The sequence below is a fragment of the Adhaeribacter rhizoryzae genome, from assembly GCF_008629685.1.
GTDB lineage: Bacteria > Bacteroidota > Bacteroidia > Cytophagales > Hymenobacteraceae > Adhaeribacter > Adhaeribacter rhizoryzae.
Genome location: NZ_VWSF01000006.1, coordinates 77,469 through 90,592, shown reverse-complemented (window position 1 = coordinate 90,592; position 13,124 = coordinate 77,469). Strand labels below are relative to the sequence as shown.

General features: G+C 42.9%; 12 protein-coding genes. 7 read left to right on the top strand and 5 right to left on the bottom strand.

Annotated elements, in window-relative coordinates:
- Window positions 1–2 precede the first annotated feature (2 nt).
- Window positions 3–794, bottom strand: coding sequence for an alpha/beta fold hydrolase (locus tag F0145_RS10145; RefSeq protein ID WP_150088298.1), 792 nt, complete (start codon window positions 792–794; stop codon window positions 3–5).
- A gap of 197 nt (window positions 795–991) precedes the next feature.
- Here F0145_RS10145 and F0145_RS10140 point away from each other — a divergent pair, with 197 nt between their 5' ends.
- The 3 genes from F0145_RS10140 (at window position 992) to F0145_RS10130 (ending at window position 3,029) form a co-directional block, all read left to right on the top strand.
- The gene (locus tag F0145_RS10140; RefSeq protein ID WP_150088297.1) at window positions 992–1,648 is read left to right on the top strand and encodes a YdcF family protein; all 657 of its coding nucleotides are present in this window, start codon (window positions 992–994) and stop codon (window positions 1,646–1,648) included.
- A gap of 103 nt (window positions 1,649–1,751) precedes the next feature.
- Window positions 1,752–2,159 (top strand): VOC family protein, encoded by a 408-nt coding sequence (locus F0145_RS10135; RefSeq protein WP_150088296.1) that lies wholly within the window; start codon window positions 1,752–1,754, stop codon window positions 2,157–2,159.
- A 72-nt stretch (window positions 2,160–2,231) separates the two neighbouring features.
- Window positions 2,232–3,029, top strand: a complete 798-nt coding sequence (locus F0145_RS10130; protein ID WP_150088295.1) for a glycoside hydrolase family 16 protein — start codon at window positions 2,232–2,234, stop codon at window positions 3,027–3,029.
- A 76-nt stretch (window positions 3,030–3,105) separates the two neighbouring features.
- Here the strand turns inward: F0145_RS10130 and F0145_RS10125 are convergent, their stop codons facing one another.
- Window positions 3,106–4,362 (bottom strand): metallophosphoesterase, encoded by a 1,257-nt coding sequence (locus tag F0145_RS10125; protein ID WP_150088294.1) that lies wholly within the window; start codon window positions 4,360–4,362, stop codon window positions 3,106–3,108.
- Window positions 4,363–5,081: 719 nt separating this feature from the next.
- Between F0145_RS10125 and F0145_RS10120 the strand changes: the two genes are divergently transcribed.
- Both F0145_RS10120 and F0145_RS10115 read left to right on the top strand, forming a co-directional pair.
- A complete protein-coding gene (locus F0145_RS10120) occupies window positions 5,082–6,314 on the top strand; it encodes a DEAD/DEAH box helicase (protein WP_150088293.1) in 1,233 nt (410 codons plus the stop codon).
- A gap of 460 nt (window positions 6,315–6,774) precedes the next feature.
- Window positions 6,775–7,971, top strand: coding sequence for a lactonase family protein (locus tag F0145_RS10115; protein ID WP_150088292.1), 1,197 nt, complete (start codon window positions 6,775–6,777; stop codon window positions 7,969–7,971).
- A 129-nt stretch (window positions 7,972–8,100) separates the two neighbouring features.
- Here the strand turns inward: F0145_RS10115 and F0145_RS10110 are convergent, their stop codons facing one another.
- Both F0145_RS10110 and F0145_RS10105 read right to left on the bottom strand, forming a co-directional pair.
- Window positions 8,101–8,301, bottom strand: a complete 201-nt coding sequence (locus F0145_RS10110) for a helix-turn-helix transcriptional regulator (protein ID WP_150088291.1) — start codon at window positions 8,299–8,301, stop codon at window positions 8,101–8,103.
- Complete coding sequence (locus tag F0145_RS10105; RefSeq protein ID WP_150088290.1) at window positions 8,291–8,776, bottom strand: hypothetical protein; 486 nt, start codon at window positions 8,774–8,776, stop codon at window positions 8,291–8,293. Before F0145_RS10105 ends, F0145_RS10110 begins: the two co-directional genes overlap by 11 nt.
- Before the next feature lie 186 nt (window positions 8,777–8,962).
- Here F0145_RS10105 and F0145_RS10100 point away from each other — a divergent pair, with 186 nt between their 5' ends.
- Window positions 8,963–10,168, top strand: a complete 1,206-nt coding sequence (locus F0145_RS10100; RefSeq protein WP_150088289.1) for an MFS transporter — start codon at window positions 8,963–8,965, stop codon at window positions 10,166–10,168.
- Between the two features lie 121 nt (window positions 10,169–10,289).
- Here F0145_RS10100 and metG read toward each other — a convergent pair whose 3' ends face one another.
- A complete protein-coding gene (metG, locus tag F0145_RS10095) occupies window positions 10,290–12,326 on the bottom strand; it encodes a methionine--tRNA ligase (protein ID WP_150088288.1) in 2,037 nt (678 codons plus the stop codon).
- 204 nt (window positions 12,327–12,530) lie between these two features.
- Between metG and F0145_RS10090 the strand changes: the two genes are divergently transcribed.
- Complete coding sequence (locus tag F0145_RS10090) at window positions 12,531–13,064, top strand: hypothetical protein (RefSeq protein WP_150088287.1); 534 nt, start codon at window positions 12,531–12,533, stop codon at window positions 13,062–13,064.
- Window positions 13,065–13,124 lie beyond the last annotated feature (60 nt).

The window sequence follows — 13,124 nt, the reverse complement described above, 5'->3', positions numbered from 1 at the left end:
TATTACAGAAAACCTTTTATTGCCGCAATTGTTTCTTCCGGATGGCTTAAATTAGGGCAATGGCCGGTTGCTTTCATTACAACCAACCGGCTATTTGGCAATTGACTATACACATATTCGCCTACCGAATTGGGTGCTATTACATCTTCGGAACACTGTAATATCAAGGCCGGCATTTTCACCTTCGGTAAATCGGCCCGGTTATCAGAAAGAAATGTAAGCCGGGCAAAATTTTTGGCAATTTCCGGATTGGCGCGGCAAAAACTATTGGTTAACTCCTGGCTTAGTTCGGGGCGCTCGGGATTGGCCATAATAACCGGCGCCATGGTACTCGACCAACCTAAATAATTACTGTCTAAAAAGTCGAGCAAGCCATCAATATCTTTGGCGTTAAAGCCACCTACGTAATCTTCGTCGTTGATGTACCGGGGCGATGGCCCTATTAAAATTAGTTTCTGAAAACGGTCCGGCTCTTGCAGGGCGGCCAATATACCAATCATGGCGCTTACCGAGTGCCCAACAAATATTATTTGGGATAAATTTAGCTCCTCGCAGATTTCCAGCATATCGTTGGCGTAAGCTTGCAGCGCATTATACTTACCCGGTACAAAAGCCTGTACATCCGAATTGCCAAAACCCACGTGGTCGAACAGCACAATTTTATAATCCTGCTGAAAAGCTGGCGTAATAAAGCGCCACATACTTTGGTCGCAGCCAAAGCCGTGCGCAAATAACATCGGGGTTGTTCCGCTGCCGCTTACGTGTACATTATTTCTATGCAGAATATCTTTCATGTAGCTGCTATAAAATAAAGTTGCGCAATGCTGTAAAAACAAATTAATAAAAAATATATTTTAAGTGCAATGCACGGGTATTATACTTTTTAAACGCTACGTATCCTTTGCTGGTTTTAGTTTAACGGGTAGATTTTAAGATAAAGTACTTTTGTATTACAGGTTCTTTTAAGATATTCCGGACAAAACTATTATTTATGTTCCTCGACTCCGAAACTTTACGCTTAAGCCAATTAATTTGGGATTATCATCATGTTAATCATTTGCTCGCTCCGGCCGATTGTATTTTGGTTTTGGGCAGCCACGATACCCGGGTAGCCGAACGCGGTGCCGAGTTGTTTTTGCAGGGCTACGCGCCGCTGTTAATATTTTCTGGGGGTTTGGGGCGGCTTACCGATGGCCTGTGGAATGAGCCCGAAGCCGATAAATTTGCCCAAATTGCCCGCGACATGGGCGTACCCGCCGATAAAATTTTGATTGAAAACCGCTCGACCAACACCGGCGAAAATATTGCCCTAACTTATGCTTTACTCCAGAAGAATAATATTAAAATAAAACGCATGATTTTGGTGCAGAAACCTTATATGGAACGCCGGGCTTATGCCACGTTTATGAAGCAATGGCCCGGCGAACCGGTAGCAATAATGGTTACCTCGCCCCAAATTAGTTTTACTGATTATCCCAACCACGAAATTTCGCAGGAAGAGGTAATAAATATTATGCTGGGCGATTTACAACGCATCCGGACCTACCCGCCCAAAGGCTTTCAGATTCACCAGGATATTCCGGATGCTGTTTGGAACGCCTTTGAACAGTTAACCCAAAAAGGATTTACGAGCCACTTAATGCCTTAATATTTAATCTTAGGTTCTTACCTGCTTTGGGCTACTGCGTTGTTAGCCGTTTATTTTTCAGATTTTATTACGCTTAAGCAAATATTTTAATCCTAACTATAACATGGAAGTACAACCGTATTTAACCTTTAGAGGCAATTGCGAAGAAGCCTTTAACTTTTACAAAGAAGCCCTGTCCGGTGAAATTCCGATGCTGAGCTATTTCGAAAGTGCCCCAATGGACGTGCCCGAAGCGTACAAAAAGAAAATACTGCATGCAATATTAAAACTGGGCCAAGCTATTATTATGGCTTCCGATAGTTTACCTGATCACCCAGTTACCATTGGCAATAATGTTACCTTATCGTTAAACTTCGAAAATATTGCCCAACTCGAAACAGCGTTTACCAACCTTTCGGCTGGCGGCCAGGTAACCATGCCCTTGCAAGATACTTTTTGGGGTGCCCAATTTGGTATGCTCACCGATAAATTTGGCATTAACTGGATGTTTAACTGCGAACAGAAAAAATAAAGCAATATTATATTTTTGCGCTGGTTAGCTTCTCCGGCAATTTCCTGTTTAATATTTCCAGATTTCACCCTCATGGCGTACTTCAGTTTACTTGTAGTTTTTTGCTATACTTTATTTTCGCGGCCAACGCCCAATCCGCAACCCCAAAAATTAAAATTGGTTTGGGCCGATGAATTTAACTACAAAGGCCAGCCCAACCCTAAAAAGTGGGTAGAAGAAGAAGGCTACATCCGGAACAAAGAAGAGCAATATTACACCAAAGGCCGCTTAGAAAATGCCCGCGTCGAAAACGGCAATTTAGTTATTGAGGCCCGGCAAGATTCTTTGTTGGTAAAAGGCAAAAAAGTACCGGTAACTTCCGCCAGCTTAACTACGCAGGGTACCGGCGAATGGCAATACGGCCGCATCGAAGTGCGGGCTAAAATACCTTCGGCGCGGGGTACGTGGCCGGCCATTTGGATGTTGGGCAAAAACATAAAACAAGTGGGCTGGCCGGCCTGCGGCGAAATTGACATGATGGAAAATGTTGGGTTCGACCCCGACACCGTTCATTTTAACGTGCATACCCAAGCTTACAACCACACAAAAAACACGAACAAAGGCCGGAAAGTAGGTTTAACCAAGCCTTACGCTGATTTCCACCTGTACGCCGTAGACTGGACAGAAGACAAAATAGATTTTTTACTGGATAACAAAGTGGTGTTTACGTTTAAAAACGAAGGCACCGGTAGCAGTACCTGGCCTTTTAACCGACCCTTTTACCTAATTCTGAATCTGGCCATCGGTGGCGCCTGGGGCGGTCAGCGCGGCGTAGATTTGCAGGCTTTACCACAAAAATATTACATCGATTACGTGCGGGTATACCAATAATACTTACGCAGGCAAATAAAAAGGCTGGCCGATAATATTTATCAGCCGGCCTTTTTATGAATATTATGATTTTGAATTAAGCTACTGCTTTCTTACGTAGCTCCAATACGGTAATTTCGGGCCAGATGCCTACGCGGCCAGTAAAGCCTAAAAAGCCAAAGCCCCGGTTTATATACAAATAACGCAAATTTTCCTCGGCCAGGCCAGCCCAATGCGCATAACGCAATTCCGATGGGCTCCATTTAACTGTTGGGGTTTCGATGCCCATTTGCATGCCGTGGGTATGGCCCGCCAGGGTTAAGTGAATATGCGTAGGATGATGTTTTACAATATTTTGCCAGTGCGAAGGATCGTGCGACAGCAATATTTTAAAAGCATCTTTATCAACGCCGGTTAAAGCTTTTTCTAAATCGCCTTTCTGAATAAAACCATCGCCCCAGTTTTCTACACCCAGCAACGAAATTTTCTGACCGTTTTTCTCCAGGGTAATATTTTCGTCCAGCAATAACCGGTAACCCATGTCGGCGTGGTGTTTTTTAAGTTTATCCAGGTTGGCAACTTTGGCTGCTTCGCTCTCCCACTCCATATAATCGCCGTAGTCGTGGTTACCTAATATCGAGAATTGCCCGTAAGGCGCGCGTAACTGGCCAAAAAGGTTCATCCAGGGCTCCACTTCTTCGGCTACGTTATTCACCAAATCGCCGGTAAAAACAAACAAATCCGATTTCTGATCTTTTATCATGTTAATGCCCCGTTGCACGGCTTCGGCATTATCAAAAGTACCGGTGTGTACATCCGAAATTTGGGTAATGGTAAAGCCATCGAATGCCTCGGGTAAATCATCGAAAAATAAGGTATGCCGGTGTACTTTGTAATCGTACTTGCCCTTAATCATACCGTAAACAAAAGAAGCAAACGGAATAGAAGCTAGCACCAAGCCTAATTGGCTCACAAACTTGCGACGGCCCGGCTTTAAAGGTTTTACGCCGCTGTTGTTAGTTTTAAAAATAAATTTTACCACACCCGTTAGCAACCTGATAATATCTTCGCTAAATAAAACCAGGGTAAAAACCAGCTTGGTTACAAACAAAGTAAAAAAGATGCTGAGCAGCCAATAAGTAAAAGCATTGCGCATACCAAAAAGGGGGTAAACCAGCATAGAAGTGGTTACGCCCCAGGAAATAGCCCAGTATCCCCAGCGCATTGCTTTCTTTAACCTGGTTGATTTCCAGTTAGCCGTAATGGTCCGGATACCGGCAAAAACATATCTATCTAATAAAAACGATAACAGAACAACCAGGAAAACCCCGATAAAAAATCTTGTTTGATGCATTTAATTTATATTGTAACTCATTAAACCCGAACAACCCTAAAAAGCGTTCCGGTAAATATTAAAACTTACATTAGGTAGCCGCCTATCTACAGCATAATATTTTACTTAGATAAATATTTTAACTGCCCTAAAGAGCACCACTCCTGCCATTCTGGCAAAGCCCAAAGCTACCTAATACCTTAGCTAGAAGTTTATTAAATAAATTAAGCTTGCTTTGGAATATTCATCCATATCATTAGTTCACTTAACAACCACAGCCAGGTTTACATTTGTGTTTGTACAAATATTGTGCAAACATTCTTATAGCTGCATTTTTATTTGATTTTCTAGGTGCGTACTAAACTAATTCGCGCTATTTGCACTTAATTTATACCACCGAAATGTAAACGCTTAACCATTTGTAGCAAAGTACCAATTGGCCACAAAGGTAAGTTTAATCTTATTCTAAAAATATTCTTTGGCTTTGTTAAGCTGCTTGCCTGGCAGTTAAAAAGAAAACCCTGTTGTTCATAATAAAACCGTACCTTCGCCCTTCGGGTAAGACTTTGGGTTTTACATTGTGCTTATTAATATTAAATAATGCCGTAATTGAATTGTTACGCCCGAAATAGAGTTATACAACAGAACCAGCCGGTTAAAAAATTATAAAACTATCCGAAACCATTTCGCCGCATCACAGCGGAAATCAGCTTACAAAAACCGGCTTATAAAAACCAAGAATGACATTTAATCAATTAAATTTAATAGAGCCCATCCTGAAGGCGCTAGAAAAAGAAGGTTATACCCAACCAACTCCTATTCAGGAACAGTCTATTCCGTTGATTTTGCAACGCAAAGATTTGCTGGGCTGCGCCCAGACCGGAACCGGGAAAACGGCCGCTTTTGCTATCCCGATTCTGCAACTATTAAGAAACGAACAAACTACCGAACGCGGCCCGAAAGGCATAAAAGCACTAATATTAACTCCAACCCGCGAACTGGCTATCCAGATTGAAGAAAGCTTTACGGCTTACGGCCGGTTTACCGGTTTGCGGCACCTGGTAATATTTGGTGGCGTATCGCAACACGCCCAAACCGCCGCTTTGCAGCGCGGCGTCGATATTTTGGTAGCTACCCCGGGCCGCCTGCTCGACCTGATGAACCAGGGCTTTATAAACCTGAACAGCATTAAATTATTTGTACTCGACGAGGCCGACCGGATGCTAGACATGGGTTTTGTGCACGATGTAAAAAAGGTGATTGCAAAACTACCGGTTAAGCGACAAACGCTGTTTTTCTCGGCTACCATGCCGCCCGAAATCACAGATTTGGCTAATACCATTTTGGTAAATCCGGCCAAAGTTGAAGTTACGCCGGTTTCTTCTACTGCCGAAACCATTAAGCAAGCAGTATATTTTGTAGAGAAAAACAACAAGCGCAAACTGCTGAACCACGTACTGGAAGACCGCAAAATAGAAACGGCTCTGGTTTTTACACGCACCAAACACGGTGCCGACCGCGTAGCGAAAGATTTAAATAATGCCGGTATTCAGGCCGAAGCCATACACGGGAATAAATCGCAGAATGCCCGGCAACGCGCACTTACCAATTTTAAAAGCCGTACTACCCGCGTGTTGGTTGCTACCGATATTGCGGCCCGCGGCATAGACGTAGAAGAACTAACCCACGTGATTAATTTTGAATTACCGAACGTACCCGAAACCTACGTGCACCGCATTGGTCGTACGGGCAGGGCCGGCGCCAGTGGTATTGCGCTTTCTTTCTGCGATGCCGAAGAAAAGCCTTACCTCCGCGATATTCATAAATTAATTTCGAAAAATATTCCGGTCGTAGAAGATCATCCTTACCACTTTACTTCTATCGGGCAAGCCGAAATTGTTGCTTCCAGCGCCGAGAAAAACCGGACAGAAGTGAAAAAGAAAAAGAAGTGGTTTGGCCGTTCCAGAAGCTAAGCTTATAAAGTAAATCTTTTTACGAAGGATATTTTATATTCTTATTCTATAAAACCAGGTGTAAACAAACACCTGGTTTTATTTTTTTAAGTCCTTCTAAATTGTTCTAGCCCTGAAAGGGCGTGCTAGCCCAGGATGCAGCCCTGGGAAACAAAATTATCGGGCTTTTACCGATGGGCTGCACTCATCGCTGGGATATTGCGCCCCTTTGGGGCTTTCATATATTTTGGTTTAAAGCATTTTACCGAAGTTTGGGAAACTATCTTTTATAGAATATTTATTGCGGAGGAATATTTAATAATATGCTTAAATAAATGACTACAATTATATTAGCAGTTGTTTGAACAGTCTCCATTCGTTTCCGAAGAACTAATATTTAACCGCATTAGTATACCTTTATTCGTTTCAGCTATTCTGCTTATCTTGCTACCCGAGCGGTAGCATAAGTCATTAAATTTTTATGAAGAAAGAAAAACAAACACGTCGATTTTTTATGAAAGTAGCCGGGCTCAGCTTGGCTGGGCTTCCGTTTGCCTTTTCGGCTTTGGCCCAAAAAGATAAAAAATCGAAAGAGAAGTTTTACGCAGTATATGTAGGCACCTACGCCAAAGCCGGCGACTTAGGTTTATATCAATTCCGGCTGAACGGCACTACAGGCCAACTCACCAAAGTAAGCGGTTACAAAGGCGGCGCTAATCCTTCTTTTCTTACCCTGGCCCCAGACCACCAATATTTATACGCGGTAAACGAAGTAACCGAATTTAACGGCAGCAACACCGGGGCCGTTAGCGCTTTTGCCATTGATAAAAAAACCGGCCGTTTAACTTTACTTAACCAGCAGGCTACCGGGGGCGGCGCGCCTTGTTATATAAGCCTCGATAAATCTAATAAATTTGCTTTGGTGGCTAATTACGTGGGCGGCAATGTAGCCATTTTCCCGTTACAGCCCAATGGCCATTTAGGTAATTTAAGAACCAAGCAACAGCACCAGGGCAAAGGACCAAATGTTAAACGCCAGGAAGCACCCCACGCGCACTGCATTGTGCCGGCACCCGATAATAAATTTGTATTTGCCATTGATTTAGGCATTGATAAAGTAAAAAGCTACCGTTTAGATACAAAACAAGGCGGTTTAATACCTAACCCCGAAGGCGATTTTACCACCAAAGCCGGCGCTGGTCCGCGCCATTTAACTTTTCACCCAAATGGCAAATTTGCTTTTTTAATTCACGAATTAGATAATACCATTTCGGTGCTGGCTTATAACAGCACCAACGGCTCATTTACCCAAACCCAATCTGTTTCTACGTTACCGGCCGGTGTTACTCAGGAAAGTTTTTGCGCCGATATACACGTGTCGCCGAACGGTAAATTTTTGTACGGCTCTAACCGGGGCCATGATAGTTTGGTGGTTTATGCAATTAATGCTGAAACCGGTAATTTAACTTTGGTAGAACACGTAAGAACCCAGGGTAAATGGCCGCGCAACTTTGGTTTCGACCCGAGCGGGAATATTTTACTTGTAGCCAACCAGAACACCAATAATATTGTAACCTTTAAAGCCGATAGCCAAACCGGTAAACTAACCGCTACCGGCCATTCCGTTGAGGTGCCTTCTCCGGTTTGTGTGCAGGTAATACCGGCTTTCCCAGCCTGATTTGCTTACCATTAAACTCATATAAAACAAAAAAGGCGTTGTCTCGGGCAACGCCTTTTTTGTTTAAAAACTAAATTCAGGTTTATTTCTGATAATAAGGTTTACCGTTTATGCAGCGGGCTTTCTCATTCAATCGTTATCCTCCAGAATAAAAATATCTTCTACTTTCTTCTCGAACACCCGGGCAATTTTAAGCGATAACACCGTCGACGGCACGTATTTATTTAACTCCATGGCGTTAATGGTTTGGCGGCTTACCCCAATTAAACGGGCCAGTTCTTCCTGGGTAATATTTTTAATGGCCCTTTCTATTCTTAATTTATTCTGCATGAGCCTTAACTGAAAACTGGTTTTGACTTAATACCAGGTGGAATCGGATAATAAAGAAAATAAGCAAAGTAAACATGTTAAGAGCCATAAAGGTTAAAAATTGGGTATCATACACGAATAATAAACCAATGAGTAAAAATCCATAATTCAGGTAAGTAGCCCATACTAAAGATTCTAACCTGATTTTGGAAATGTACTCGTCTTCTTGCTTCTCTTTTGAGAATCCAACCAGAATTGCCCCAACCATAAAAATCACGCTGGCTAACTCATTTGTAAGATTATTGTTTACCAGATGCCCACCAGGATTTTGGCTATTAAGGAATTGCGTTTCCTTAAACAAGGTAAATACTTTGGCATTTAAGAAAGCTATTTCATAACCCTGAAAAAGGACCAGCAAACCCAAAATAGTACCGGGAACTAATAATACCCAACCCACTTTCTTAAAGGAGTTGGGAAATAAAAATGATGTTTTCATAGAGATTAGTTTTAAGTTCATTACAAATGTAAAGTATTTTTTACAAAAGTCAAGTATTTTTTACATTAAGTATTAAATATTTTACTATTAAATACACTATTATTATTCAGGCTCTCGGCAACCAGAATAATATACTGCTGTGTTTATGCCAAATTTTTAAATTTACCGCCTAAATACGCCTGTTTTATGAATCGTGTTTTAACCTTATACCGCAACGCTTATGGTGGTTTGTCGCGGCCGGCCTGGATGCTGGCGTTGGTTATGTTTATAAACCGAAGCGGGGCCATGGTGGTGCCTTTCCTGAGCGTTTACTTAACCGAGGCGTTGGGCTTTTCTTTAAAACAAGTGGGGCTGGCTTTGAGCGCTTTCGGCTTGGGTTCTATGTGCGGTTCTTTTTTAGGCGGCTGGCTTACCGACCGGGTGGGGCATTTCCGGGTGCAGTTTTTCAGTTTAATAGTAGGCGGCAGCTTATTTTTTGTGTTACTGCAATTAAAAAGCTTTTTACCTTTTGTAGGCGGATTGTTTATTCTCAGCCTGGTTACGGAGTGTTTGCGGCCGGCCAATTCCTCATCGGTTGCTTTCTACGCCAAACCCGAAAACCTTACCCGGGCTTTTTCCCTTAACCGAATGGCCATAAACCTGGGCTTTTCAATTGGTCCGGCTATTGGGGGTTTGCTGGCTACCGTATCGTACCGGTTGTTATTTATGGCCGATGGTATTACCTGTATTCTGGCCGGCTTGTTTTTCTACGTTTACTTTAATGCGCGCAAAGGTTTTCAGCCCAAATCTCATCCGAAAAAAACCGCGAAAAAAAGCACTTTATCGCCTTACCAGGATTGGCCTTATTTGATTTTCGCTTTTTTGTGTACCTGTTTTGCCGTCGTATTTTTTCAGTTTTTTACTACCCTGCCCCTCTATTACCGGCAGGTTTATGTACTGTCGGAGGCGCATATTGGCACTTTGCTGGGTCTAAATGGTTTTATTGTTTTCCTGTTCGAGATGATATTGGTTTACCTGATTGGCCAGCGCATTTCTTATACCCGTTTAATTGTAACCGGCATTTTACTAAACGGATTCTCTTTTATTTTGCTTAACCTGGCTTTCGGGCAATTAATTTTATTTGTTGCCATGGTTTTATTAAGTATGGCCGAAATTTTTGCCATGCCTTTTATGGCCACCATTACCGTTAATCGCTCTAACGACTACAACCGGGGCGCTTACATGGGTTTATATTCGCTTTCTTACTCGGCGGCGCATATATTGGCACCTTACCTGGGCACCAGCATTGTGGCTAATTACGGCTTTACTACGTTGTGGTGGCTGGCCGGAATATTTTCGGTGCTTACGGCAATTGGTTTTTGGGTAGTAACGCCTAAATTAATTACCCGCTAACAGATTTATTCGCGTTCCAAACGTTATTTTCTGACAGCTGAACCTATTTACCATTTTGTACAATAAAAAAGCTGCTTTCGGCCTAAACCAAAAGCAGCTTTTTTTTACAGAAATATCTATTTTACGAAATACCGCTGCCCGGTTTTACTGCGGTAGAAGGTTGCACAAAAGCCAGACTACCATCGGCATTTTCGGCCATTAAAATCATGCCCTGGCTCTGAATACCTTTTATTTCGCGCGGCGCTAAATTTACCAATACCGATACCTGCTGACCAATAATGGCTTCGGGTACAAAATATTCGGCAATTCCGCTCACAATGGTGCGCTGGTCAAGGCCCGTGTCAATTTTTAATTTCAGAAGCTTTTTGGTTTTAGCCACTTTCTCGGCTTCCAGAATAATGCCTACACGAATATCCATTTTCGAAAAATCTTCAAAAGAAATATTTTCCTTCGCCGGACTCACTACAGCATTGGCTAGCTGATTGGCCTTTTTGGTATCCAGAAGTTTTTGCACCTGCGCCTGCACAGTATCGTCCTCAATTTTCTGGAACAACAAAGCCGCTTCTCCTAACTGATGATCAGCTATTAAATAATCGGCAGCACCGGCGGCGGCCCATTCGTCTTGTTTCATACCCAACATAGCGGCCAGTTTACGGGCAGTTTCGGGCAAAAATGGTTCGGCCACAATGGTTAAGCTCGCGGCAATTTGCAGGGCAATATTTAAAATGGTTTTAACCCGTTCTTCGTCGGTTTTAATAATTTTCCAGGGCTCAGTATCGGCTAAATATTTATTGCCTAAGCGCGCCAGGTTCATTAATTCACTAAGTGCTTCCCGGAACCGGTACCTTTCAATTAAATCTGCAATGGTTTGGGGGAAAGCTTTTAACTCATCCAGCACCATTACATCGGCGGTTTGCAACTCGGCTTTGGCCGGCACTTTACCACTAAAATATTTATGCGTGAGCACTACCGCCCGGTTAATAAAATTACCAAAAATGGCGAGTAACTCGTTGTTGTTGCGGGCCTGAAAATCTTTCCAGGTAAAATCGTTGTCTTTGTTCTCGGGGGCATTGGCGCAAAGCACGTAACGCAGCACATCGGCTTTGCCCGGAAAATCGGCTAAATATTCGTGCAGCCAAACCGCCCAATTACGCGAAGTAGATATTTTATCGCCTTCCAGGTTTAAAAACTCGTTGGCCGGTACATTGTCGGGCAAAATATAATCGCCGTGCGCCTTTAACATTACCGGGAAAATAATGCAATGGAACACAATATTATCTTTGCCAATAAAATGCACCAATTTGGTGTCTTCGTCTTGCCAGTAGATTTGCCAGTCGGGGGTTAAATCTTTCGTAGCCGAAATATACCCAATGGGCGCATCAAACCACACGTACAACACTTTACCTTTGGCTTCTTCCAGTGGTACGGGTACGCCCCAATCTAAATCGCGGGTTACGGCGCGGGGTTGCAAGCCGCCGTCTATCCAGCTTTTGCACTGCCCGTATACGTTGGCTTTCCATTCCTGATGCCCTTCCACAATCCATTCGCGCAGCCAATCTTCGTATTTATCCAGCGGCAAATACCAGTGTTTGGTTTCCTTCATCACGGGCTTTTCGCCGCTGAGCATGCTTTTAGGATTTATCAGGTCGGTGGCGTTTAAGCTGGAACCACAATTTTCGCATTGGTCGCCGTACGCATTTTCGTTGCCGCACTTGGGGCAGGTGCCCACAATGTAGCGGTCGGCCAGGAATTGTTGATTTTTTTCGTCGAAATATTGTTGTGAAGTTTTTTCTTCGAAAATGCCTTTCTCGTAAAGGTTGGTGAAAAAGCCGGCGGCGGTTTCATGGTGCGTTTGGTTAGAGGTACGCGAATAAATATCAAAAGAAATATTAAATTCGGCAAAAGAATCTTTAATGAGCCGGTGGTACTTATCTACTACCTGTTGGGGGGTCGAATTTTCTTTTTGGGCCCGGATGGTAATAGGAACGCCGTGTTCGTCGGAGCCGCAAACAAATTTAACATCGCGACCTTGCGCACGCAAATAACGTACATAAATATCGGCCGGCAGGTAAACTCCCGCCAAGTGCCCGATGTGCACCGGCCCGTTGGCATAAGGCAGCGCTGCCGTAACAGTATAGCGTTTATAGTTTTTCGTCATAAAGCAGGTTTAAAGTTGCAAATATACGTAAATGGCTTAAGTGTTGGCTTACCAATATTTAAAGTGTGGTTTTAACAAAAATTACTTTTTACCCTATCGTAAACTACGCAACTGCTAATAAATGCTAACCCCAATACTTCAACCCATTAGGTTTACTTATCTTAAGGGCATTCTCCGATAGATTTAAAATATTATCTTACTGCAATGAAAAAACCTGAGAAAAAAGAAGATCAGAAAAAATCCGTCAAGAAGAAGGTTGTGACCAAAGAAGATTTATTGCCTGCTTTATCGGAGCAACTGGAACGGGAGTTTAAGAAGAAAATGAAGCAGGTATTAAAAGAAGTAAAAAAAGATACCAAAAAGGCCATTAAAGAAATTATGAAAGAAGCCCGCCAAAAAATTAAAATGCGTGCCGAAGTAATTTTGCAGGAGGTATTAAAAACTGGGGAACCTACTCTACAAGAAATTACATTACCCGAAGCAGAACAGCCAAGCCCCGACCCTAAGACAGCCAATAAAGCCGGAGACAACGCACTGCTGGAAATACCTAAAACACCAGATACCGAGGAAAACCAAATTGATTTAATACCCAATTCCGCTAAAAAGAACAGTTCCCGCACCCGAAATAGCAAAGTTACGCCAGCCGTTGCCGTAGAAAACACAAAAGCTGCCAGCGCAAAAAAACCGGCTAGCGCTAAAATACCAAACGCCACTACGCCAGAAAACGGCAATATTTAAAGCAATAGCTTTTATTAAGATTATGGATTGTTTAAAATAAATGCGGCAAGCAGAACCAAG

What these genes read in the sequence shown, in the direction of transcription:
- F0145_RS10145 (WP_150088298.1), bottom strand. Translation starts at nt 794, where the DNA reads ATGAAAGATATTCTGCATAGAAATAATGTACACGTAAGCGGCAGCGGA.
- F0145_RS10140 (WP_150088297.1), top strand. Translation starts at nt 992, where the DNA reads ATGTTCCTCGACTCCGAAACTTTACGCTTAAGCCAATTAATTTGGGAT.
- F0145_RS10135 (WP_150088296.1), top strand. Translation starts at nt 1,752, where the DNA reads ATGGAAGTACAACCGTATTTAACCTTTAGAGGCAATTGCGAAGAAGCC.
- F0145_RS10130 (WP_150088295.1), top strand. Translation starts at nt 2,232, where the DNA reads ATGGCGTACTTCAGTTTACTTGTAGTTTTTTGCTATACTTTATTTTCG.
- F0145_RS10125 (WP_150088294.1), bottom strand. Translation starts at nt 4,362, where the DNA reads ATGCATCAAACAAGATTTTTTATCGGGGTTTTCCTGGTTGTTCTGTTA.
- F0145_RS10120 (WP_150088293.1), top strand. Translation starts at nt 5,082, where the DNA reads ATGACATTTAATCAATTAAATTTAATAGAGCCCATCCTGAAGGCGCTA.
- F0145_RS10115 (WP_150088292.1), top strand. Translation starts at nt 6,775, where the DNA reads ATGAAGAAAGAAAAACAAACACGTCGATTTTTTATGAAAGTAGCCGGG.
- F0145_RS10110 (WP_150088291.1), bottom strand. Translation starts at nt 8,301, where the DNA reads ATGCAGAATAAATTAAGAATAGAAAGGGCCATTAAAAATATTACCCAG.
- F0145_RS10105 (WP_150088290.1), bottom strand. Translation starts at nt 8,776, where the DNA reads ATGAAAACATCATTTTTATTTCCCAACTCCTTTAAGAAAGTGGGTTGG.
- F0145_RS10100 (WP_150088289.1), top strand. Translation starts at nt 8,963, where the DNA reads ATGAATCGTGTTTTAACCTTATACCGCAACGCTTATGGTGGTTTGTCG.
- metG (WP_150088288.1), bottom strand. Translation starts at nt 12,326, where the DNA reads ATGACGAAAAACTATAAACGCTATACTGTTACGGCAGCGCTGCCTTAT.
- F0145_RS10090 (WP_150088287.1), top strand. Translation starts at nt 12,531, where the DNA reads ATGAAAAAACCTGAGAAAAAAGAAGATCAGAAAAAATCCGTCAAGAAG.